This is a genomic window from Microbacterium sp. ARD32 (assembly GCF_031844385.1).
GTDB lineage: Bacteria > Actinomycetota > Actinomycetes > Actinomycetales > Microbacteriaceae > Microbacterium.
In genome coordinates this window covers 207,037-228,596 of record NZ_JAUZVD010000004.1, presented here as the reverse complement: position 1 = coordinate 228,596, position 21,560 = coordinate 207,037, and the positions used below count along the sequence as shown (strand labels likewise).

The following is a 21,560-nucleotide window of genomic DNA, read 5'->3' as shown; positions in this document are numbered from 1 at the left end:
TCTGTGAAAGAGCCACCCATCGCTGGGTGGCTCTTTTGCGTTAACGCCTGCCGATTTGACTTCCCCCTGGTTCGGGCTATGGTCAGAGGTCACCCACCCGCCAGCCGAAAGAGGGGAAGCGAGTCGCATGTCCGGTAAGACACCGCAGTCACGAGCAGGAAAGAAGGCACCGAAGCTCTCACTCAAGGAGAAGAGGGCCGAGAAGCGCGCCAAGCGCGAGCCGGAGTCCTTCATCAAGCCGCGCAAGGGTGCGAACGGCTGACTTCAGCTCGTGATCAGAGGGGCGTCATGCTCGGTGTGGACCGGCGCATGGCGCCCCTCTTCCGCTCCGGGCGGGTGATGGACCCGTGGTGCTAGGCGAGGCGGCCCTCCAGCATCCGCGCCACCTCCTGCACGACCTCGGCCGGTGCGCCGGGCCGATCGCTCTGCCAGGTCACGGCCACCGCGGCCGCCGGCCAGCCGGCGTGATCCCGCACGACCGCCGCGACCGACCGGAATCCGGGTGTGACCTCGCCGTCCTCGGTCGCGACGCCGGCCAGGCGCACGGTGCGCAGCGCCTCGCGCAGTTCGGCGGGACGCGCCGGCCCCTGTCCGGTGCGGTCGGTGAACGCCGCGGCATCCGGATACAGCGCCCGTACCTGCGCGCGGGGGAGAGCCGCCAGCATGGCGCGCCCCGTCGCGGTCAGATGCGCGGGCAGTCGCACGCCGACGTCCGTCACCAGCGCGGGGCGTCGCGCCGCGCGCTCCTCCACGATGTACAGCACGTCGCGCCCGCTCATCACCGCCAGGTGCGCGCTCTCTCCGACCCGGTCGGCCAGTGCGGCGACGAGCGGTCGGCCCAGCCGTGCCAGCGGCTCCTGCCGCGCGTACCCGCCGGCCAGCTCGAAGGCGCTCGTGCCCAGTCCCCAGCGCCGGTCCTGCGGAAGATGCACGACGAAGCCGTGCTCCTCGAGCGTGGCCAGCAGGTGGTACACGGTGGAACGGGGAATGCCCAGGTCGCGTGCGAGAGCGGATGCCGCGATCGGAGCGGGTCGTCGCGCCAGATGCCGCAGGATCCGCAGCGTCTGATCGGCGGCGGGCACCTGGGGGCGTCGGCCGCGCGCTGCCGCGTGCGCTTCGTCTGGGATCACAGACACAGTGTCTCATGAGGCCCTCCCGCGCAGCCCGCCGACGGTGTGGACTGTGAGCATGCAGCAGATCTCCACCGTGACCGTCGGCGAGCATCCCCTCACGCCCGCCGACGTCGTCGCCGTCGCGCGCCACGCCGCTCCGGTGATCATCGCCGACTCGGCGCGCGAGCGCGTGGCCGCGGCCCGCGCCGTGATCGACGGGATGGCGGCCGACCCGAATCCGCACTACGGGGTGTCCACCGGTTTCGGGGCGCTGGCCACCACCTTCATCGCTCCGGAGCGCCGTCGGCAGCTGCAGCTGAGCCTGATCCGCTCGCACGCCGCGGGCACCGGAGCCGAAGTGGAGACCGAGGTGGTGCGCGCCCTGCAGCTGCTGCGCCTGCAGACCCTGGCATCCGGCCACACCGGCGTTCGCCCGCTGGTGGTCGACGCGTACGCGGCGATGCTCAATGCCGGCATCGCCCCCATCGTGCGCGAGTACGGGTCGCTGGGCTGCTCCGGCGACCTGGCGCCCCTCGCGCACGTCGCGCTGGCGGCGATGGGGGAGGGCGAGGTGCGGGTGGCTGAGCAGACGATGCCGGCCGCGGACGCCCTCGCCGCGGCGGGCATCGAGCCGCTGGTGCTGGTGGAGAAGGAGGGGCTGGCGCTGATCAACGGCACCGACGGGATGCTCGGGATGCTGGTGCTGGCGCTGCACGACCTGGAGACGCTCGTCACCACCGCCGACCTGGCGGCCGCGATGTCGGTCGAGTCGCAGCTGGGGACGGATGCCGTGTTCGCGGCCGACCTGATGGCCCTGCGCCCGCAGGCGGGACAGGCGGCATCCTCGGCCAACCTGCGCGCCTTCCTGAGTTCCTCGCCCATGGTCGCCAGCCACAAGGGACCCGAGGACGGCCGGGTGCAGGACGCGTACTCGCTGCGCTGCTCGCCGCAGGTGCACGGTGCGGCGCGTGACACCATGGCGCACGCGACGACGATCGCCGAGCGCGAGCTGGCCTCGGTCATCGACAACCCGGTCGTGACCTCCGACGGCCGCATCGAGTCCAACGGCAACTTCCACGGCGCGCCCGTCGCGGCTGTGCTCGACTTCCTGGCCATCTCGGTCGCCGACGTCGCCTCGGTCTCCGAGCGTCGCACCGACCGCGCGCTCGACCCCGCTCGCAGTCACGGCCTTCCACCGTTCCTCGCACATGAGGTGGGGGTCGACTCCGGCCTGATGATCGCGCAGTACGCGGCCGCCGGCATCGTCTCCGAGCTCAAGCGGCTCGCGGTGCCGGCGTCCGTCGACTCCATCCCCTCCTCGGCCATGCAGGAGGACCACGTGTCGATGGGGTGGGCGGCCGCTCGCAAGCTGCGCCGGGCGATCGACGGACTGGCGCGCGTGCTCGCGATCGAGATCCTCACCGGCTCGCGCGCCCTCGATCTGCGCGCGCCGCTGGCCGCTGGACCCGCCACCGGTGCTGTGCGCGACCTGGTGCGCACGGTGGCCGCAGGCCCCGGCCCGGATCACTTCCTCTCACCCGACATGGAGGCCGTCACCGAGCTCGTCCGCTCGGGCGCCGTCCTCCGCACTGCGAAGGAGCACGCGCATGTCTGAACACACCGTCCACGACCCGGCCCGCTCCATCCGCGCCCCGCGCGGCAACCAGCGCACCGCCAAGAGCTGGGGCGCCGAGGCCGCCAAACGGATGCTGATGAACAACCTCGACGCCGAGGTCGCCGAGCATCCCGAGGATCTCGTCGTCTACGGAGGCACCGGCAGGGCTGCCCGCAGCTGGGAGGCGTATGACGCGATCGTGCGCACACTGGACGAGCTCGAGCCCGACGAGACCCTGCTGGTGCAGTCCGGCAAGCCGGTGGGCGTGTTCCGCACCCACGAGTGGGCGCCGCGGGTGCTGATCGCCAACTCCAACCTGGTCGGCGACTGGGCCACCTGGCCGGAGTTCCGCCGACTCGAGTCGCTGGGCCTGATGATGTACGGCCAGATGACGGCCGGCTCGTGGATCTACATCGGCACGCAGGGCATCCTCCAGGGCACCTACGAGACCTTCGCCGCAGTCGCGCGCTCGCTGGGACGGGACTCGCTCAAGGGCACCCTGTCGCTCACCGGCGGGGCCGGCGGCATGGGCGGCGCGCAGCCGCTGGCCGTGACCCTCAACGAGGGGGCCGTGCTGATCGTCGACGTCGACGAGTCGCGCCTGTCGCGCCGTGTGGAGCACGGCTATCTGGACGAGTACCACACCGACCTCGACACGGCCGTCGCGCGTGCGGTGGCGGCGAAGGATGCCGGTGACGCGCTCTCGGTCGGCATCGTCGGCAACGCCGCGGAGGTCTTCCCCGAACTGCTGCGCAGACAGCAGGCGGGCGAGCTGGCGATCGACGTCGTCACCGACCAGACCAGCGCGCACGACCCGCTGGCGTACCTGCCGGTCGGGGTGTCCGTCGCCGACTGGAAGGCCGAGGCGGAGCGCGACCCCGAGGGGTTCACTCGGCGCGCCCGTGAGTCGATGGCCGCGCACGTGAACGCCATGGTGGCGTTCCAGGATGCCGGCGCCGCGGTCTTCGACTACGGCAACTCGCTGCGCGCCGAGGCGATGCTGGGCGGTGCCGAGCGCGCGTTCGCGTTCCCCGGCTTCGTGCCCGCCTACATCCGACCGCAGTTCGAAGAAGGGCGCGGCCCGTTCCGCTGGGCGGCGCTCTCCGGCGACCCCGAGGACATCTACAGGACCGACCGGGCCATCGCGGAGCTGTTCCCCGAGGACACGGCGCTGCACCGCTGGCTGGCCAAGGCCGGCGAGACCGTGCACTTCGAGGGGCTTCCCGCCCGCATCTGCTGGCTCGGCTACCAGGAGCGCCACCTGGCGGGGCTGAAGTTCAACGAGATGGTCGCCTCGGGCGAGCTCTCCGCGCCGATCGTGATCGGCCGCGATCACCTGGACTCGGGGTCGGTCGCCAGCCCGTATCGCGAGACGGAGGCCATGAAGGACGGCTCCGATGCGATCGCCGACTGGCCGCTGCTGAACGCCCTGCTCAACACGGCATCCGGTGCGAGCTGGGTCTCGCTGCACCATGGCGGGGGCGTGGGCATCGGCCGCAGCATCCACGCCGGGCAGGTCACCGTCGCCGACGGCACGGAACTGGCCGCGCAGAAACTGGAGCGCGTGCTGACCAACGACCCCGGCACCGGTGTGATGCGCCACGTGGACGCCGGGTACGAGCACGCGAAGGATGTCGCGCGCGAACGCGGACTGAAGGTGCCGATGCTGTGAGCGCCACGCTGATCACCAACATCGGGGAGTTGACGACCAACGTCGGTGTCGACGGCGACCCCGGCGCCGCGCTGCACGATGCCGCTGTGCTCATCGACGACGGCCGCATCGCATGGGTCGGCCCCTCCTCCGACCCGTCTATGTGGCGCGTGGCGCCCCTGTCGAGCGCGAATCAGGGCCGCACGCGCCACGTAGACGGGCTGGAGGTGGTGGACGCCGACGGTGGGGCGGTCATCCCAGGGTTCGTGGACAGCCACAGCCACATCGTCTTCGGCGGTGACCGCGCAGGGGAGTTCGAGGCGCGGATGGCCGGCGAGAAGTACGCCGCCGGCGGCATCCGCTCCACCGTCGCCGCGACGCGCGACGCGAGCGATGACAAGCTGCGCACCCGACTGCGCGGCTTCGTCGACGAGATGCGCGCGCAGGGCACCACGACCGTCGAGATCAAGAGCGGGTACGGACTGGATGTCGCCACGGAGGCGCGCCTGGTGCGCCTGGCCGCCGAGGTCACGCCCGAGGTCACCTTCCTCGGCGCGCACGTCGTGCCGGCCGAGTACGCCGGACGCGGCGACGAGTACGTCGACCTGGTGGTCGGCGAGATGCTGGATGCCTGCGCCCCGCACGCCAAGTGGATCGACGTGTTCTGCGAGGCCGGCGCCTTCACCGCGGCGCAGTCGCGGCGGGTGCTCGAAGCGGGCATCGCCCGCGGCCTGCAGGCGCGCGTGCACGCCAGTCAGCTCGGGCCCGGCGAGGGCGTGCGGCTCGCGATCGAACTGGGGGCGGCATCCGTCGACCACGGCACCTACCTGACCGACGAGGACGTCGCAGCGCTCGCCGCCTCCGACACCGTGCTCACCGTGCTGCCCGGCGTGGAGTTCTCCACCCGGCATCCGTACCCCGACGCACGCCGGCTGATCGACGCCGGCGTGACCGTCGCGATCGCGTGCGACACGAACCCGGGGTCGAGCTTCACGTCGTCGATGCCGTTCTGCATCGCGCTCGCGGTGCGCGAGATGGGGATGACCACCGCAGAGGCGGTGCGCGCTGCCACTGCCGGGGGAGCGGCGGCGCTGCGGCGCGACGACATCGGCGTGATCGCGCCAGGCAAGCGCGCCGACCTGGTGCTCCTGGACGCACCCACGGCCGTGCATCTGGCCTACCGTCCCGGTGTGCCGCTGGTGAAGCAGGTGTGGAAGGACGGCGTCGCGGTCCGCTGACGCCGGAGAGGACGAAGAGATGGCGCTTCCGCACGACGAGCTCTGGCCTCGGGCCGGATCGTGGCCGGCGCCCGTGCCGGGGCAGACGACGGATGCCGTGGTGCTGGGCGTCCCCACCTGGCGCACCTCGATCTCGAGCACCGGCGCGCACGCCACCCCCGCGGCGGTCCGCGCGGCTCTCGCGCGGTACAGCCCGGCCCTGATCGGACCTCCCGCGATCGACCTGAACCAGGCCCTGCGCATCGCCGACGCCGGCGACGTGCACGAGCCCGACGGCGATGAGGGCGTGCAGCGCGCCGTGGACCGGGTGCGCGAGCTGGCGACGGACGCCCGGCTGATCGTCGCGCTCGGCGGTGACAACTCGCTCACCTATCCGGTGGCGCGCGGCGCCGGCGCCGACGGCCTGATCACGATCGACGCGCACTACGATCTGCGCGACGGCGTGTCCAACGGGTCGCCCGTGCGCCGGCTGGTGCAGGACGCGCCGCCGGGGGAGCGCATCGACCCGACGCGGATCGTGCAGCTCGGGATCTCCGACTTCGCCAACTCCGCGGCCTATGCGCGGCGCGCTGCGGAGTGGGGCATCCGCGTCATCACGATCGACGAGGTGCGCCGGCGCGGCGTCGACGACGTCGTGGCCGAGGCGCTGCAGACCGCCGGCGCCGGCTCCCGCATCCACCTCGACATCGACGTCGACGCCGCCGATCGAGCCGCCGTGCCCGGATGCCCGGCGAGCGTTCCGGGCGGGTTCGCGGCCTGGGAGCTGCGTGCGCTCGTGCGCGCGCTGGCCGTCGACGAGCGGATCGTCAGCGCCGACCTGGCCGAGGTCGACGCCACCGCGGATGCCGAGGACGGCCGCACCGTGCGGCTGGCGGCGCTCTGCGTGCTCGAGCTGCTGGCCGGCCTGGCGACCCGCTGACCCCTCCACACGAGTAGCGTGGGCACATGGCTCGGATTCTCATCGTCGGCGGCCACGGAAAGGTCGCGCTGCTGCTCGCCCCGGTTCTCGTCGCACGCGGGGACGAGGTCACCTCCGTCATCCGCAACCCCGCGCACGCCGACGACGTGCGCGCGGCCGGTGCGACGCCCGCTGTCTTCGACGTGGAGCACGAGGATCGGCCGGCGCTCGCCGAGCTGATCGCCGGGCACGACGCCGTCGTCTGGTCGGCCGGAGCAGGAGGCGGCAGCCCGGCGCGCACCCGCGCCGTGGACTTCGAGGCCGCCGTGCGGTCGATGGATGCCGCGAAGGATGCCGGTGCGGCTCGCTACGTGATGGTGTCGTACTTCGGCTCGTCGCCGGACCACGGCATCCCGGAATCCGACCCGTTCCACGCCTACGCCGAGGCGAAGGCCGCCGCTGACGAATATCTTCGGGCGACGTCGCTGGAGTGGACGGTGCTCGGTCCGAGCCGGCTGACACTGGGCGAGGGAACCGGCCGCATCGACGCGGCGGCGCAGACCTCGGGCGAGGTGTCCAGGAAGAACGTGGCGCTGGTCGTCGCGCAGGCCCTGGTCGAGCCGGCCACGATCGGCCGCACGATCCGGTTCAACGACGGTGACGTGGCGATCCCCGAGGCGCTGGCGGGTGAGCCCCCCGATCAGCCCCCGATCAGCCCGCGGGGATGACGGCGTGCGCGACGGCGAAGATCGCCAGCCCCGCCAGCGCTCCGACAACGGTGCCGTTCAGCCGGATGTACTGCAGGTCGCGTCCGACCATCAGCTCGATCTTCTCAGTCGTCTCGGCGGCGTCCCACTTCTCCACCGTGTCGGTGATGATCGAGGCGATGTCGTGCCGGTACCGATCCACCAGGAACACGGCCGCATCGGTGACCCAGCCGTCCACACGCGCCTGCAGGACCGGCTCGGTGGCCAGGCGCTGTCCGATCTCCGCGACCGCGGATGCCGCGCGGCGGCGCAGCCCGCTCTCCGGATCCGCGAGGGCGGCGAGCAGGCCGTTCTTGGCGGTCTCCCAGGCCTGGGCGGCCAGGGCCACCACGCGGGGGCTGTCGAACACGGCGGCCTTCGCACCCTCGAAGCGCTCGCGCATGTCGGGGTCGTGCTGCAGGCGGTCGGCCAGGCGAGCCAAGTACCCGTCGAGCGCGGCCCGCGCCGGATGGTGAGGGTCGGCCTGCACCGCTTCGGCGAAGCGCACGGCCTCGTGGTACACCGTCTCGTCGACGAAGCGGTGCGCCAGCCTTGGCACCCAGCCGGGAAGGCGGCGTGAGACGAGGCCCTGGAAGGTGTGCGCGTTGGCATGGAGCCAGCCGGTGATGCTGTCCACGGCCAGATCCACCGCGCCGCGGTGAGCATCCGCCTCGACGATCCGCTCCAGCCAGCCGCCTGCCGACGGCGCCCAGTCGGGCTCCACGAGGTGCTCGCGGGCGAGGTCGGCGATCAGCTCCTGCACGTCGTCGTCACTCAGCGCGCGCAGCACGGCGGATGCCGCCGTCGCGGCCTCGGCGGACACCCGCTCCGCGTGGCTCGGGGTCGCTGGGCCCAGCGAAGGGGCGGCCAGCCACTCGCCCAGCCGCTGCGAGAGCGCCGTGCGCGACAGCTTCTCGCGCACGACGTCGCCGGAGAGGAAGTTCGTCTCCACGAACTCGCCCAGCGAGCGCCCGATCTCGTCCTTGCGGTGGGGGATGATCGCGGTGTGCGGAATGGGCGCGCCCAGCGGATGCCGGAACAGCGCGGTCACCGCGAACCAGTCCGCCAGGGCGCCGACCATTCCGCCCTCCGTCGCGGCGCGCACATACGCCAGCCACGGGTACCGGTGCTCGAGGGCGAAGGCGATCACGAAGACCACCGCCATGAAGATCAACGCACCCAGCGCGACCGCCTTCATCCGCCGCAGACCGCGGAGCCTCTCCTGATCGGCGGGGGACAGCAGCGCCATCGGGGTGCGGGACATGGGGACATCCTTTCACGGGCGGTTGCCAGCGACCCAGTGCGAGCAGGGCGACGCTTCGACGGGCTCAGCGACCCAGGGCGGAACCGCGGGGATGCCACGGAGGCTACGCTCGTAGGGTGATCGATGACATCAAGAAGCGTGCTCTGCACCGCACCAGCATCCTCGAGGGGCAGCTGCGCGGCATCGCGCGGATGATCGAGAACGAGGAGTACTGCATGGACATCATCACGCAGTCGCGTGCCGTGCAGCGCTCACTGGAGTCGCTGAACCGCCTGCTGCTGGAGAACCACCTGCGCACGCACGTGACGCACATGTTCGAGGAGGGCGGCGACGAGCGCGACCAGGCCGTCGCCGAGCTGCTGAAGGCCTTCGAGTTCGACCGCAAGTAGGGCGCGACCCTTCGACAGGCTCAGGGGCCCAGGTCCTTGGGGCTAGGCCTCGAGCGGGCCGAGCCAGGCGGTCGCGGCGGTGGCGTGCGCCGACTCCGGATCGGAGGGGTGGAACATTCCTGCCAGCACGTCGCGGTAGATCCGCGACAGCTCCTGGGAGGAGAAGTACGATCCGCCGCCCGCGACCAGCATCGCCTCGTCGACGACCTGCTTGGCCATCACCACGGCCCGGTGCTTGACGCCGGAGAGCAGCGTGAACCAGCGCGGTCCGTGGTCTGCCAGCTCGTCCACGTCGCGGGCGAGCGCGGAGATCTGCGGGGGCAGCGCGTCGTAGACCAGGCCCATCCCGGCGACCCGCCAGCGGATGTCGGGATCCTGAGCATACGTCGTCCCGGTCCGCTTGGACCGCCGCTGCTGGGCGGTCTCGACGGCGAGGTCGAGTGCGCGCCGGGCGATGCCGGTGTACACGGATGCCAGCAGCAGCTCGAACACGCTGAAGATGCCGAACACGATCGGATCCGGGTTCGGACCAGGGTCGATGCGCCGCACCACGTGCTCCGGTGTGGCGACCGCCCCGTTCAGGCGCGTGGTCCGGCTCTGGGTGCCCCGCATGCCCAGGGTGTCCCAGTCGTCGCTCGTGACGACGGCATCCGTGCGATCGATGAACGCGAAGACCAGCTTCGGAGCATCCGCACTGGTCGTGTCCAGGCCGTGCAGTCCGAGCCTGGTCCACACCGGCGCGAGCGAGGTGAAGATCTTGGTGCCGGTGAAGGCGTACCCGCCGTCGGGCTGAGGCGCGGCATCCGTGTCGCTGCCGAACAGCACCAGGTCGTTGCCGCCCTCGCTGATGCCGAACGCGAAGACGTCGCCCGCCACGGCGCCGCGCTGCACGAACTCCAGCCCGGGCACGCCTCGGTCGCTGAACACCTTCGCGACGCCGGTCCACACCAGGTGCATGTTGATCGCGAGGGCGGTGGCGGCGGATGCCGTGGCCAGTCGCTGCTGCAGCAGCGCGGCCTGCTCGAGACCGAGACCACCGCCGCCGAGCTCGGCCGGCACCAGGATGGCCAGATATCCGGCATCCCGCAGCTCGTCCAGATCCTGCTGCGGGAACGTGTTCTCGCGGTCGTGCACGGCGGCGCGCTCGCGGATGCGCTCCAGCAGGTCGTCGGGAAGGTGCGCTGCGGGGTCGAAGGTGCTCACGCGCCCAGCCTATGCCGCCCCGCGCACGCCGGCGCGTGCTCAGCGGCGGATGGTCGGGATGGGGAGCGTGGCCGTGTCGGGGTGCGGGCTGGGGTCGCGGTCGCGCAGGTCGGGGAGGGCGCGCACGAACAGCACCGCCACGGCCAGACCCGTCACGACGAACAGCACCGCCGCCAGGTACGCACCGGCAGGGCCGTTCGCGTCGATCAGGATGCCGGCGATCGCCGAGCCCGCGGCGGCGCCGATCAGCTGGCCGGTGCCGGCCCAGCCGAACGCCTCCGCCGTCTCGCTGAACTTCACGCTCGCCGTGGTGATGGCGAACAGCACCGCCAGCGCCGGCGCGATGCCGATGCCCGCCAGCAGCAGCGTGCCGCCGAGCCAGAAGACGTTCAGGGAGATCATCGTGAGCGTCAGCCCGATCGTGACGATCAGCAGCCGCCTGGCCATGGCCCACGGGCCGATGGGGATGTGGCCGAACGCCAGGCCGCCGGCCAGGCTGCCGGCGGAGAACACCGCGAGCACCAGGCCTGCCTCCAGCCCGCCGTGGCCGAAGGTGGCCACGACGCCCACCTCCACGGCCGAGCACGCGCCGATCAGCAGGAAGCCGATCACGGTGGCCATCAGCACGGGCGGCTTGAGCACCACGCGGCCGAAGGCGCGCCGGCTGCGCGGGATGCGCACCCGGCCGACCTCGGGGGAGAGGATGAACCACGCTCCGCCGCCGGCGAGGATGAGCGCCACCAGCAGCAGTCCCGGCACGGTGCCGACCTGCGTCGAGACGATCGTGATCAGCACGGGCGCGACGATCCAGATGATCTCCTGCAGGGAGGCATCCAGCGAGAACAGCGGGGTGAGCTGGGCGGCGTTGACGAGCTTGGGGTAGATGGTGCGCACCGCGGACTGCACCGGCGGGGTGGACAGCCCGGCGAGCAGCGCGAACGCCATGTAGCCGGGGATGCTCAGCGGCAGCAGCGCGAGGCACAGCACGGACGCCACGCACACGCAGAGCGTGAGGGTGAGCACGCGCCGCATGCCCCAGGCCCCCATCCAGCGGCTGGTGACCGGGCCCGCGATCGCCTGCCCGACGGACGCAGCGGCGAGCACGACGCCGGCCGCGGCATAGGAGCCGGACTGCTGCTCGACATGCATCAGGATCGCCAGGCTCATCATGCCGTTGGGGAAGCGCGCCACCAGCTGAGCGGCGATCATCCGCCCGACTCCCGGTGTGCGCAGAAGGTCCCGATATCCCGCCACCAGAGAACACTATCCGGGCCGCACGCGGGTGCGCGAGCGGGTGGATGCCGCGACACGCCGCGACACGCCGAGGAGCGCTCTCCACAGGAAATCGGATGTCGGCGGCCGGGCGTAGCGTGCGTCCTGTGGATGAATCCGATCTCCGGTCCCGCGGACCGCGGGAACACGCGGTTCGCGGGCCCTCGGCGCGGGCTCCCGGCTGTGGAAGAAACGGTGGACAACCTGTGTTGTACATGGGGAGAGCGGTGGAAAACTACACGGATGTAACTACTATCCCTAGTGGTCGGTCGCAATGTCCGTCCCCATATGTAGTATTGAAGTCCCGGCGGGGGTCTGCCGGGCAACAGCTGAGATCCGAGGGGAAATTCATGTCGATCACGGTCTACACCAAGCCTTCCTGCGTGCAGTGCAACGCCACCTATCGCGCGCTCGACGCCAAGGGCATCGAGTACGAGATCCACGACCTCTCCGAGGACGCATCGGCGCTCGAGCAGGTCAAGGCGCTCGGCTACATGCAGGCGCCGGTCGTCGTCACCGACGAGGGGCACTGGTCGGGCTTCCGCCCCGACAAGATCGACGAGCTCGCCGCTCGCCTGGCGTAAGCCCTTCGCAGGCAGCCCTTCGACAGGATCGGGAACCGAGGAGGTGGATCATGAGCGCAGTCGCGACCGCAGCGCCGCTCCTGGTCTACTTCTCGAGCATCTCGGGCAACACCGCGCGTTTCATCGAGAAGCTCGGGCTCCCCGCCCGCCGCATCCCGTTGCACCGAGGCGATGAGCCGGTCGTCGTGGACGAGCCCTACGTGCTCGTCACCCCCACCTACGGGGGCGGGCAGGGACGCGGCGAGGAGAAGGGCGCCGTTCCCAAGCAGGTGATCCGGTTTCTCAACGATGAGCACAACCGCAGCCTGATCCGTGGAGTCATCTCCGCGGGCAATACGAACTTCGGTGAGTCCTTCTGCCTCGCCGGAGAGATCGTGAGCCGCAAGTGTCAAGTGCCGCACTTGTACCGGCTGGAGGTATTCGGCACGCCGGATGATGTCGATCGCGTGAGCGACGGATTGGAACGATGGTGGACACCGCAGTTGAAGAGCAGGCAGTGACGGATCAGGTGGAGTTCAAGGTCAACCCCGCGTACGAGGGGCTCGACTATCACGCGCTGAACGCGATGCTGAATCTGTACGACGCGAACGGGAAGATCCAGTTCGACGCCGACAAGCGCGCCGCTCGGGAGTACTTCCTGCAGCATGTCAACCAGAACACCGTGTTCTTCCACTCCCTCAAGGAGCGTCTGGACTACCTGGTAGAGAAGGAGTACTACGAGGCCGCGGTCATCGACCAGTACTCGTTCGAGTTCATCCAGAAGCTCAACGACTTCGCCTACTCCAAGAAGTTCCGCTTCGAGACGTTCCTGGGCGCGTTCAAGTACTACACCAGCTACACGCTGAAGACCTTCGACGGCAAGCGCTACCTGGAGCGCTTCGAGGACCGCGTCGTGATGACCGCCCTCGCGCTGGCGGAGGGCGACGAGCAGGTGGCCACCGACCTGGTCGACGAGATCATCTCCGGCCGCTTCCAGCCGGCCACCCCCACCTTCCTCAACGCGGGCAAGGCGCAGCGCGGCGAGCTCGTCAGCTGCTTCCTGCTGCGCATCGAGGACAACATGGAGTCGATCGCCCGCGGCATCAACTCTTCGCTGCAGCTGTCCAAGCGCGGCGGCGGCGTGGCGCTGCTGCTGAGCAACATCCGCGAATCCGGTGCTCCGATCAAGCAGATCGAGAATCAGTCATCCGGCATCATCCCGGTCATGAAGCTGCTCGAAGACAGCTTCAGCTACGCCAACCAGCTCGGTGCCCGCCAGGGCGCCGGCGCCGTCTACCTCTCGGCGCACCACCCCGACATCATGCGGTTCCTCGACACCAAGCGCGAGAACGCCGACGAGAAGATCCGCATCAAGACGCTCTCGCTGGGCGTCGTCGTCCCCGACATCACCTTCGAGCTCGCCAAGAAGGGCGAGGACATGTACCTGTTCTCGCCGTACGACGTCGAGAAGGTCTACGGCGTGCCCTTCGGCGACATCTCCGTCAGTGAGAAGTACTACGAGATGGTCGACGACGCGCGCATCAAGAAGACCAAGATCAACGCGCGCGAGTTCTTCCAGACCATCGCCGAGATCCAGTTCGAGTCGGGCTACCCGTACATCATGTTCGAGGACACGGTGAACAAGGCCAACCCGATCAAGGGCCGCATCAACATGTCCAACCTGTGCAGCGAGATCCTGCAGGTGAACACCCCGACCACGTATCGCACCGACCTGTCGTACGACCAGATCGGCAAGGACATCTCCTGCAACCTCGGTTCCATGAACATCGCGCTGGCGATGGACGCCGATGACCTGGGGAAGACCGTGGAGACCGCGATCCGAGCCCTCACCGCGGTGAGCACGCAGAGCCACATCAGCTCGGTGCGCTCCATCGAGGACGGCAACGACCGCTCGCACGCGATCGGCCTGGGGCAGATGAACCTGCACGGCTACCTCGCCCGCGAGCACGTGTTCTACGGGTCCGAAGAGGGCATCGACTTCACGAACATCTACTTCTACACCGTGCTGTTCCACGCGCTGCGCGCGTCGAACCGGCTGGCGATCGAGCGCGGCGAGACCTTCGACGGGTTCGCGGATTCCACCTACGCGTCGGGGGAGTTCTTCGACAAGTACATCGAGCGCGCGTGGGCACCCGAGACCGAGAAGGTCAAGGAGCTCTTCGCCGGCCACAGCATCCCGACGCAGGCCGACTGGGTCGAGCTGAAGGACAGCATCCAGAAGCACGGCATCTACAACCAGAACCTGCAGGCCGTGCCGCCGACCGGCTCGATCTCCTACATCAACAACTCCACCTCGTCGATCCATCCGATCGCCTCGAAGGTCGAGATCCGCAAGGAGGGCAAGCTCGGCCGCGTGTACTACCCGGCGCCGTTCATGACGAACGACAACCTGGAGTACTACCAGGACGCGTACGAGATCGGCTACGAGAAGGTCATCGACACGTACGCCGCAGCCACCCAGCACGTCGACCAGGGCCTGTCGCTGACGCTGTTCTTCAAGGACACCGCCACCACGCGTGACATCAACAAGGCCCAGATCTACGCCTGGCGCAAGGGCATCAAGACGATCTACTACATCCGCCTGCGGCAGATGGCCCTCGAGGGGACCGACATGTCCGAGTGCGTCAGCTGCATGCTCTGACGCACTGACCGGGGATTTTTCTAGAACAGGAATGATGAGAACATGACTCCCTCTCCGAAGCTGCAGCTGGTCAGCCACGTGGATGCGATCAACTGGAACCGCATCGAGGACGACAAGGACCTCGAGGTCTGGAACCGCCTCACGGGCAACTTCTGGCTGCCTGAGAAGGTGCCGCTGTCGAACGACGTGCAGTCGTGGAACACGCTCACCGCCGACGAGCAGCTGCTCACCATGCGCGTGTTCACCGGGCTGACGCTGCTGGACACCATCCAGGGCACGGTCGGTGCCGTCTCGCTGATCCCGGATGCGCTGACCCCGCACGAGGAGGCGGTGTACACCAACATCGCCTTCATGGAGTCGGTGCACGCGAAGAGCTACTCGTCGATCTTCTCGACCCTCGCGTCGACGAAGGAGATCGATGAGGCGTTCCGGTGGTCCACCGAGAACCAGAATCTGCAGAAGAAGGCGCAGATCATCATGGAGTACTACCGTGGTGACGATCCGCTCAAGCGCAAGGTGGCCTCCACGCTGCTGGAGTCGTTCCTGTTCTACTCGGGCTTCTACCTGCCGATCTACTGGTCGTCCAAGGCGAAGCTGACGAACACGGCCGATCTGATCCGCCTGATCATCCGAGACGAGGCGGTGCACGGCTACTACATCGGCTACAAGTATCAGCGCGGGCTCGAGACCGAGACGCCGGAGCGCCGTGACGAACTGAAGGACTACACCTTCTCGCTGCTGTACGAGCTCTACGACAACGAGGTGCAGTACACGCAGGATCTCTACGACGGCGTCGGTCTGACCGAGGACGTGAAGAAGTTCCTGCACTACAACGCCAACAAGGCCCTGATGAACCTGGGCTACGAGGCGATGTTCCCGTCCACGGTCACCAACGTGAACCCGGCGATCCTCTCTGCCCTGTCGCCGAACTCCGACGAGAACCACGACTTCTTCTCGGGGTCGGGCTCGTCGTACGTCATCGGCAAGGCCGAGGCCACCGAGGACGACGACTGGGACTTCTGAGCCCCTTGTCCTAGCTCGGCCCTGAAAGGGGCTGGTGAGAGGCCCGGAACTGCGGTTTATCGCAGCTCCGGGCCTCTTTTCGTGCCTTCTCTCACCAGACAGAGGAGGACAAGAATGAACACCAGTAGCCGCCCGATGGGGCACGCCGGGGGCACGCGCGTACCTGCTCAGTGGAGGCGGGGCGACACGCCAAGCGGAATTCGGGATCGGCGTGCCCTTGATGTCGTGCCCCTTCGTGCCCTCCGCAGCTTCGAGACGGGCCGAGAACCCGCAGGATCTCGCGGATTCTTCTCTCCCTCGGGAGAGAGGGGCACGGAGGGGCACGGCCGCCCGCTCCGGTCCACGAGCGTCCACCGGAGGGCATGATGAGCACGACGAAGAAGGAGAACAACGCGGGCAAGCGCGAGGCGTGGGGCAGGCTGCGGAAGCTCCCCTCGGGCCGCTGGCAAGTCCGGTACCCCGGACCCGATGGGAATACCTATACGGCCCGCACCGACGATGACAAGCCGCTGACGTTCTTCACGAAGACCGATGCGCGCACGTGGTTGGCCTCGGTGCACACGCAGATTGCCCGGGGCGAGTGGGAGCCGCCTGAGGCGCGCGCCGCTCGTCTCCGCGCCGAGGCCGGAGCGGAGCAGGCTCGGTCGATCGGGTTCGCCGAGTACGCGAACCGGTGGATCGAGCTGATCCGCACGCAGCCGAACCGCAGCGGCAAGAAGCGCGCGCTCGGAACGGTGCGCTCCTATAAGAGCAAGGTCGACGGCTACGTGATCCCCGAGTTCGGTGACACCCCGGTGAGGGCGATCGACGAAGCACGCATCCGCGTCATGACCAACCGGCTCGACGCGATCCCCTCCCCGCTGAACCCGAAGTCCAAGTTCAACGGGGTCACACGGCCGGTGCTCGTCGTGCTCATGATGATCCTGCGCCAGGCCGCTCGCGATGGAGTCATCCCGTCCGCGCCGAACATCTCCGTCCCGAAGCAGGAACCCGTTCGACACGACGCGGACCGGGATGAGCTCGACGACGTGGCGACCCCAGAGCAGGTCGAGGCTCTCTACGAGGCAGTCCCGCAGCCGTGGGCGATCATGATGCTGTTCGCCGCCTGGTGCCAGCTCCGTCGCGGCGAGTGCTTGGGATTACAGCGTCGCGATATCGAATGGCACCCGGACGGCAGCGCAATACTGCACGTGCGCCGGCAGCTGAGCGCCAACAGCGGCGACTACACGGGCAAACTCAAGAGCGACGCCGGCAAGCGGTCGCTCAGCATCCCGGCGATCATGCTCAAGCGCCTCGAAGGACATCTCCGGGACAACGTCGCCCCCGAGGCAAAGGCCCCGTTGGTTCCTGCCCATGCGCGAGGCAGCGTGCCGCTGTCGACGCGCCTTCTCCGCACTCTGGTCCACCCGCAGAGCGTCAGCGACGCAGCAGCGCGGGCGACGGGGTTCACGGATCGCATCGGCTACCTGCCTCAGCGGCTCGACCATTTGAACGAGGACCGAAGCATCCTCGACACGGTACGCGCCGCAGCGCCCCGTGCGCTGGAGGGGGACCTCCGCGCGAATCTCGCTCGCTTCCTCTTCCGGGCGGATGCCGTTCATCGCCGGGTGGCCGATCTCTCCGGCGGCGAGCGTTTCCGCGTCGCCCTCGCGACGCTCCTCCTCGCTGAACCCGCGCATCAGCTTCTCGTACTTGACGAACCGACCAACAACCTGGACCTGGGCAGCATGACCCGCCGGGGATGAGCACCCGAGCGGCGGGGAAGGGCGACTCAGCGAAGGGGAGACCTGCGCGGTTCCGTGTGCATGCCGACGTTGATTACCCGGCCGTCTGAGGCGCGGTAGAAGAAGCGTGTGACGCCCCAGGGCTCCTCGGTCAGCGGGTGCACGATCTCCAGCCCCAACGCCTCGGCGCGAGCGAGTGCGGCGCGGACGTCGTCGACGAAGACGGAGACGTCGGGGTTGACAGGCGCGGAGGCGTCGCGCGTCATCAGACTGAGCTGGTGCCCGTCTTCGTCTCCGAGCGTCACGATCCAGCCGTGGTCCATGAGGATCCGCAGGTCGAGCGCCTCGGAATGCTCGGCGACCGCCTGCCGCAGGTGGGTCACGGTGAGATTCGGAACGACTCGATCCACGCGCATTTTCTCCGCTCCGTCCGCCAGTTCCCGAGCGGCGAGCCCGGATTGTGGCGCGTCGGGATCGCCGTGACCTCGTCCTGCTTCCCGGGCTGTGTCTCCAGAGTGCCCTCGTCGGCGAGCGTCATGGGGCCACGGTAACAGCGTTGCCGTGGCTTTCAGATGGCTCGAATCGGATCTCCTGCGGGAGCGGACGGCCGCCGAACGTCGTCCGGTACTCGCTCGGGGTGACGCCGACGGCGCGGCGGAACTGGGCGCGGAAGTTGCTCGGGCTGGAGAAGCCCGTCTGGAGGGCGATGCGGTCGACGCCGTGGTCGGTCGTCTCCAGCAGTTCCTGCGCGTGGCGGATGCGGACGCCTGCGACCCATTCCATCGGGGCCTGGCCGGTCTCCTGATGGAAGCGCCTGGTGAGGGTGCGGACGCTCATGTGCGCAGCATCGGCGACGTCGCTGAGCGTCAGCCGGCGGTGGGCGTTCTCTTCGACCCAGATGAGGACGTCCTCGAGCGAAGCGGTGCGGTAGGTCGGCGGGTTGCGGACGATGAACTGCGCCTGCCCGCCCATGCGGTGCAGGGGCGCGACGGCGAGTCGGGAGGCGTGGGCGGCGACGGCGGCGCCGAAGTCGCGGCGGATCATGTGCAGGCACAGATCCAGCCCGGCGGCTGCTCCTGCGGAGGTAAGGATGCGCCCGTTGTCGGTGTAGAGCACGTCCGCTTCCACGACGATCCCGGGGTATCGGCGGGCGAGGAGGCCGGTGGCGAGCCAGTGCGTCGTGGCGCGCATGCCATCGAGCAGCCCGGCCGACGCGAGGGTGAACGCGCCGACGCAGATCGACGCGATCCGCGTGCCGTCCTCCGCGGCCGCGCGGAGCGCATCGGCCAGGCCGTCCGGCAGGGGAGCGGCGGCGTCGTTGCGGCCCGGGACGATGATCGTGTCCGCCTGCGTCAGCGCGTCGAGGCCCGCGTGTGTCGTGATCTGCAGCGGACCGGCGTCGACCGTGGGCGAGGTGCCGGCGACGATCACCCGGTAGGCGGGGCGCCCATCGGGCAGGCTCGCACGCCCGAAGACCTCGACCGCAGTGGCCAGATCGAAGGCGATCACATCCGGCAGTGCGAGGGCGGCGACGGTATGCATAGCCAGACCCTACCGAGCTGGCGGCGGCGATCCAGCAGATGGCTAGATTCAGGAGATACCTGGCTCGAAGGCCGCTCGCCAGGAGCGGGAGCGCGCAGAAGACTCGATGAGGGAGCCGGATCGGCTCCGCAGCGACCAGAAGGAGTGCAGATGCGCAGAGGCGTTCAGATCGTGCTGTTCGACGGGTTCGACCCCCTCGACGTGATCGCCCCGTTCGAGGTGCTCGCCGCGGGGAGCGACGCCCTCGGCGGCGGCCTCGATGTGGAGCTCGTGAGCGCCGAGGGGCCGCGCCGGGTCGTGTCCGGCACGCGCGGCCTCGCGCTGGAGGCGACCGCGGCCCTCGACCCGCACCGCCCCGGCATCATCGTCGTGCCCGGCGCCTCCGGGCCCGTCGACGGCGACCCGGACGAGGGCGTCGAGACGATCCCGGTGCTCCTGGCCCGCTTCGCCGCGACGGCGGCGACCGGGATGATCGCGGAGGCGATGGCCGATCCGGACGTCCTCGTCGCGACGGTGTGCGGCGGGTCGCTCGCGCTCGCGATGGGTGGCCTGCTGGAGGGACGGAACGTCGTCACGCACGTGCTCGGGATGGACGTGCTCGAGGCGACCGGCGCGACCCCGGTCCGGGCGCGCGTCGTCGACGACGGCGACCTCGTCACCGCCGGCGGCGTCACCTCCGGGCTCGACCTGGCGCTGTACCTGCTGGAGCGGGAGTTCGGGCCGCGGATCGCGCTCGCGGTGGAGGCGCTGTTCGAGTACGAGCGGCGTGGCACCGTCTGGCGCGCCGCAGGCCGCGACGCGGAGGTCGCCGCATGAGCGTCATCGGGACCTGGGACGTGTCGATGAAGACCCCGATCGGTACGATCACCGCCGTCTACACCTTCACCCGCGACTCGAGCGGCATCCGCGGCGAGGCCCGCAGCAAGGCCGAGACCGTGCCGCTAGAGGACATCGCCGTCGAGATCGGGGAGGAGGGGGCGGAGCGCGTGCGCTGGCGTCAGCGGGTCAGCAAGCCCATGCGCCTGAACCTCGACTTCGACGTCACCATCGCCGGCGACGAGATGACCGGCGTCTCCCGCGCCGGCCGCCTGCCGCGCACGCAGGTCACGGGAACGCGGATCGTGCCCTGACGGGATCCCTCCTCGCCGTGCACGTGCTCGGCGCGATCCTCACCGTTCCCGGCGGCTCGAGCCGGTCTACGCCAGCGGTCGCCTGGCCTCGATCAGGTGGCGGGTCGAATGCGCGATGAAGGGGCCGTTCTGCTGGATGAGGTCGTGGAGGTCCCGGAGCCGGTCGCGGTGCTTCTCCACGGTGAATCCCGGCACCCACCAGATCACCTTCCGCAGCAGGTACACCACGGAGGCGACGTCGTGGATCTCGATCCGCAGCTTCGCGGTGTGCAGGTCGAGGATCTCCAGCCCCGCGGCCTCGGCAGCGGCCGCCTCGTCGTCGGGGTGGCGTCCGCGGCGAGCTTCCGGCTGCGGGCCGAGGAAGAACTCGATCAGCTCGAAGGCGCTCGCCGGGCCTACGTGCTGGGCGAAGTAATGGCCGCCCGGCCGGAGGAGGCGGGCGATCTCCTCCCACCAGATCGTCGCGGGGTGCCGGCTGGTGACCAGGTCGAACGCCTCGTCGGCGAACGGCAGCGGGGGCTGGTCAGGGGCGGCCACGACGACGACACCTCGCGGATGCAACAGCCGAGTGGCCTTCGCGACGTTCGGTGGCCACGACTCCGTGGCCACCGCGGTCGCGGGAAAGACCTCCGCCTCGGCGAGCACCTCTCCGCCGCCGGTCTGGATGTCCAGCGACGCCGATGCCCGCCCGAGTCGATCGGCGAGCTGCCGGGCGTAGCCCCAGGCGGGACGCTCCTCGGTCGCCCGCCCGTCCAGCCAGGAGAAATCCCACCCGGACACGTCGGCGGAGGAACCAGCCTCGATCAACGCCTCAAAATCTGTCACAGCAGACGATTATCCCTGCGAGAGAGCCTCGATAGCGGAAGGTGGCGCGTGCCTGCGGGCGGTTGCGCCCAGGACTCAGCCGCGGCGGCATGCGACCGTTGGTGCCTCCCGGTGAACAGGCGTGAGGGGCGGCGTCGGAACGCTCAGAGGTCGCGGGTCCAGGTCTGCCCGACGAGGTCGTGGCCGAAGCTGTGGTGGGGTTCTTCGTCGACGAGCGTGAACCCGGTTGCCTGGTAGATGCGGCGGGCGGAGGTCAGCACGTCGTTGGTCCAGAGCGTCATCCGCCGGTATCCGACGTCGCGGGCGAAGTCGAGACAGGTGCGGACGAGTCGTGCCCCGAGGCCGTGACCGCGCGCGCTCGGATCGACGAGCAGGATGCGGAGCTTGGCGGTGTCGTCCTCGCCTGCGACGCAGAAGATGCATCCGGCGCGTCGTCCGTCGAGTTCGGCGATCCACGCGGCTTCATGGTCGGGATCGTGACCGCTGGCGAAGTCGGCGACGATCTGCGCGACGAGCGTTTCGAAGCTGGTGTCCCAGCCGTATTCACGGGCGTAGACCTCGCCATGCGTCTGGATGACCCATCCGAGATCGCCGGGCTGCTCGAGGCGGCGAATGGCCACTCGTCCATGCTCGGACGAAGCGCGCTCGTCCGCCTGCTGCTGCCTGTTCGTCATCGGTCCTCCTCTGCGTGTCGTTCCACACG

General features: G+C 69.6%; 21 protein-coding genes and 1 pseudogene. 14 read left to right on the top strand and 8 right to left on the bottom strand.

From position 1 onward, the window contains the following. Positions 1–127: 127 nt before the first annotated feature. Complete coding sequence (locus Q9R19_RS14265; RefSeq protein WP_311257060.1) at positions 128–262, top strand: hypothetical protein; 135 nt, start codon at positions 128–130, stop codon at positions 260–262. A 91-nt stretch (positions 263–353) separates the two neighbouring features. Here the strand turns inward: Q9R19_RS14265 and Q9R19_RS14260 are convergent, their stop codons facing one another. Continuing rightward, on the bottom strand, positions 354–1,136 hold the full coding sequence (locus Q9R19_RS14260) for an IclR family transcriptional regulator (protein WP_311257059.1): 783 nt from the start codon (positions 1,134–1,136) through the stop codon (positions 354–356). A 52-nt stretch (positions 1,137–1,188) separates the two neighbouring features. Between Q9R19_RS14260 and hutH the strand changes: the two genes are divergently transcribed. Genes hutH through Q9R19_RS14235 form a run of 5 tightly spaced genes read left to right on the top strand, consistent with a single transcriptional unit; the run spans position 1,189 to position 7,242 of the window. After that, positions 1,189–2,727: a histidine ammonia-lyase gene (gene hutH / locus Q9R19_RS14255; protein WP_311257058.1), complete on the top strand. Its 1,539-nt coding sequence runs from the start codon at positions 1,189–1,191 to the stop codon at positions 2,725–2,727. Beyond that, a complete protein-coding gene (gene hutU / locus Q9R19_RS14250) occupies positions 2,720–4,399 on the top strand; it encodes a urocanate hydratase (protein ID WP_311257057.1) in 1,680 nt (559 codons plus the stop codon). Before hutH ends, hutU begins: the two co-directional genes overlap by 8 nt. Then, complete coding sequence (gene hutI, locus Q9R19_RS14245; RefSeq protein ID WP_311257056.1) at positions 4,396–5,616, top strand: imidazolonepropionase; 1,221 nt, start codon at positions 4,396–4,398, stop codon at positions 5,614–5,616. Before hutU ends, hutI begins: the two co-directional genes overlap by 4 nt. A gap of 19 nt (positions 5,617–5,635) precedes the next feature. Continuing rightward, positions 5,636–6,535, top strand: coding sequence for an arginase family protein (locus Q9R19_RS14240; protein ID WP_311257055.1), 900 nt, complete (start codon positions 5,636–5,638; stop codon positions 6,533–6,535). Between the two features lie 26 nt (positions 6,536–6,561). Next, positions 6,562–7,242: an SDR family oxidoreductase gene (locus tag Q9R19_RS14235; RefSeq protein WP_311257054.1), complete on the top strand. Its 681-nt coding sequence runs from the start codon at positions 6,562–6,564 to the stop codon at positions 7,240–7,242. Here the strand turns inward: Q9R19_RS14235 and Q9R19_RS14230 are convergent. Next, on the bottom strand, positions 7,226–8,524 hold the full coding sequence (locus Q9R19_RS14230; protein ID WP_311257053.1) for a DUF445 domain-containing protein: 1,299 nt from the start codon (positions 8,522–8,524) through the stop codon (positions 7,226–7,228). The two genes, Q9R19_RS14235 and Q9R19_RS14230, sit on opposite strands and share 17 nt — an antisense overlap. A 116-nt stretch (positions 8,525–8,640) precedes the next feature. On the opposite strand from Q9R19_RS14230, the gene Q9R19_RS14225 reads away from it, so the two are divergent. Then, complete coding sequence (locus Q9R19_RS14225) at positions 8,641–8,913, top strand: metal-sensitive transcriptional regulator (RefSeq protein ID WP_311257052.1); 273 nt, start codon at positions 8,641–8,643, stop codon at positions 8,911–8,913. 42 nt (positions 8,914–8,955) lie between these two features. Here Q9R19_RS14225 and Q9R19_RS14220 read toward each other — a convergent pair whose 3' ends face one another. Together Q9R19_RS14220 and Q9R19_RS14215 are read right to left on the bottom strand one after the other, a co-directional pair. After that, complete coding sequence (locus Q9R19_RS14220) at positions 8,956–10,116, bottom strand: acyl-CoA dehydrogenase family protein (protein WP_311257051.1); 1,161 nt, start codon at positions 10,114–10,116, stop codon at positions 8,956–8,958. A 39-nt stretch (positions 10,117–10,155) separates the two neighbouring features. Then, on the bottom strand, positions 10,156–11,370 hold the full coding sequence (locus tag Q9R19_RS14215) for an MFS transporter (RefSeq protein WP_311257050.1): 1,215 nt from the start codon (positions 11,368–11,370) through the stop codon (positions 10,156–10,158). Positions 11,371–11,738: 368 nt separating this feature from the next. On the opposite strand from Q9R19_RS14215, the gene nrdH reads away from it, so the two are divergent. From nrdH to Q9R19_RS14190, 5 genes and pseudogenes are all read left to right on the top strand, one after another. After that, on the top strand, positions 11,739–11,972 hold the full coding sequence (gene nrdH, locus Q9R19_RS14210; RefSeq protein ID WP_311257049.1) for a glutaredoxin-like protein NrdH: 234 nt from the start codon (positions 11,739–11,741) through the stop codon (positions 11,970–11,972). A gap of 50 nt (positions 11,973–12,022) precedes the next feature. Then, positions 12,023–12,472: a class Ib ribonucleoside-diphosphate reductase assembly flavoprotein NrdI gene (gene nrdI, locus Q9R19_RS14205; protein WP_311257048.1), complete on the top strand. Its 450-nt coding sequence runs from the start codon at positions 12,023–12,025 to the stop codon at positions 12,470–12,472. After that, a complete protein-coding gene (gene nrdE / locus Q9R19_RS14200) occupies positions 12,439–14,613 on the top strand; it encodes a class 1b ribonucleoside-diphosphate reductase subunit alpha (RefSeq protein ID WP_311257047.1) in 2,175 nt (724 codons plus the stop codon). The genes nrdI and nrdE overlap by 34 nt, the downstream gene beginning before the upstream one ends. A 42-nt stretch (positions 14,614–14,655) precedes the next feature. Further along, positions 14,656–15,636, top strand: coding sequence for a class 1b ribonucleoside-diphosphate reductase subunit beta (nrdF, locus tag Q9R19_RS14195; RefSeq protein WP_311257046.1), 981 nt, complete (start codon positions 14,656–14,658; stop codon positions 15,634–15,636). 362 nt (positions 15,637–15,998) lie between these two features. Beyond that, a pseudogene (locus Q9R19_RS14190) lies at positions 15,999–17,354 on the top strand (ATP-binding cassette domain-containing protein); the annotation flags it as partial. Between the two features lie 53 nt (positions 17,355–17,407). Here Q9R19_RS14190 and Q9R19_RS14185 read toward each other — a convergent pair. Continuing rightward, complete coding sequence (locus Q9R19_RS14185) at positions 17,408–17,776, bottom strand: VOC family protein (RefSeq protein WP_311257044.1); 369 nt, start codon at positions 17,774–17,776, stop codon at positions 17,408–17,410. 118 nt (positions 17,777–17,894) lie between these two features. After that, positions 17,895–18,902 (bottom strand): helix-turn-helix domain-containing protein, encoded by a 1,008-nt coding sequence (locus tag Q9R19_RS14180; RefSeq protein ID WP_311257043.1) that lies wholly within the window; start codon positions 18,900–18,902, stop codon positions 17,895–17,897. 150 nt (positions 18,903–19,052) lie between these two features. On the opposite strand from Q9R19_RS14180, the gene Q9R19_RS14175 reads away from it, so the two are divergent. After that, on the top strand, positions 19,053–19,718 hold the full coding sequence (locus Q9R19_RS14175) for a DJ-1/PfpI family protein (protein ID WP_311257042.1): 666 nt from the start codon (positions 19,053–19,055) through the stop codon (positions 19,716–19,718). Next, entirely contained in the window at positions 19,715–20,032 is a 318-nt protein-coding gene (locus Q9R19_RS14170; protein ID WP_311257041.1) for a hypothetical protein, read from the top strand. Before Q9R19_RS14175 ends, Q9R19_RS14170 begins: the two co-directional genes overlap by 4 nt. A 66-nt stretch (positions 20,033–20,098) precedes the next feature. On the opposite strand, the gene Q9R19_RS14165 is transcribed toward Q9R19_RS14170, so the two are convergent. Together Q9R19_RS14165 and Q9R19_RS14160 are read right to left on the bottom strand one after the other, a co-directional pair. After that, a complete protein-coding gene (locus Q9R19_RS14165; RefSeq protein WP_311257040.1) occupies positions 20,099–20,857 on the bottom strand; it encodes a class I SAM-dependent methyltransferase in 759 nt (252 codons plus the stop codon). A 143-nt stretch (positions 20,858–21,000) separates the two neighbouring features. Then, positions 21,001–21,531 (bottom strand): GNAT family N-acetyltransferase, encoded by a 531-nt coding sequence (locus Q9R19_RS14160; protein WP_311257039.1) that lies wholly within the window; start codon positions 21,529–21,531, stop codon positions 21,001–21,003. Positions 21,532–21,560: the final 29 nt, after the last annotated feature.

What these genes read in the sequence shown, in the direction of transcription:
- Q9R19_RS14160 (WP_311257039.1), bottom strand. Translation starts at nt 21,531, where the DNA reads ATGACGAACAGGCAGCAGCAGGCGGACGAGCGCGCTTCGTCCGAGCAT.
- nrdE (WP_311257047.1), top strand. Translation starts at nt 12,439, where the DNA reads ATGGTGGACACCGCAGTTGAAGAGCAGGCAGTGACGGATCAGGTGGAG.
- Q9R19_RS14180 (WP_311257043.1), bottom strand. Translation starts at nt 18,902, where the DNA reads ATGCATACCGTCGCCGCCCTCGCACTGCCGGATGTGATCGCCTTCGAT.
- nrdI (WP_311257048.1), top strand. Translation starts at nt 12,023, where the DNA reads ATGAGCGCAGTCGCGACCGCAGCGCCGCTCCTGGTCTACTTCTCGAGC.
- nrdH (WP_311257049.1), top strand. Translation starts at nt 11,739, where the DNA reads ATGTCGATCACGGTCTACACCAAGCCTTCCTGCGTGCAGTGCAACGCC.
- hutH (WP_311257058.1), top strand. Translation starts at nt 1,189, where the DNA reads ATGCAGCAGATCTCCACCGTGACCGTCGGCGAGCATCCCCTCACGCCC.
- Q9R19_RS14170 (WP_311257041.1), top strand. Translation starts at nt 19,715, where the DNA reads ATGAGCGTCATCGGGACCTGGGACGTGTCGATGAAGACCCCGATCGGT.
- hutU (WP_311257057.1), top strand. Translation starts at nt 2,720, where the DNA reads ATGTCTGAACACACCGTCCACGACCCGGCCCGCTCCATCCGCGCCCCG.
- Q9R19_RS14265 (WP_311257060.1), top strand. Translation starts at nt 128, where the DNA reads ATGTCCGGTAAGACACCGCAGTCACGAGCAGGAAAGAAGGCACCGAAG.
- Q9R19_RS14240 (WP_311257055.1), top strand. Translation starts at nt 5,636, where the DNA reads ATGGCGCTTCCGCACGACGAGCTCTGGCCTCGGGCCGGATCGTGGCCG.
- Q9R19_RS14175 (WP_311257042.1), top strand. Translation starts at nt 19,053, where the DNA reads ATGCGCAGAGGCGTTCAGATCGTGCTGTTCGACGGGTTCGACCCCCTC.
- Q9R19_RS14185 (WP_311257044.1), bottom strand. Translation starts at nt 17,776, where the DNA reads ATGCGCGTGGATCGAGTCGTTCCGAATCTCACCGTGACCCACCTGCGG.
- nrdF (WP_311257046.1), top strand. Translation starts at nt 14,656, where the DNA reads ATGACTCCCTCTCCGAAGCTGCAGCTGGTCAGCCACGTGGATGCGATC.
- Q9R19_RS14230 (WP_311257053.1), bottom strand. Translation starts at nt 8,524, where the DNA reads ATGTCCCGCACCCCGATGGCGCTGCTGTCCCCCGCCGATCAGGAGAGG.
- Q9R19_RS14235 (WP_311257054.1), top strand. Translation starts at nt 6,562, where the DNA reads ATGGCTCGGATTCTCATCGTCGGCGGCCACGGAAAGGTCGCGCTGCTG.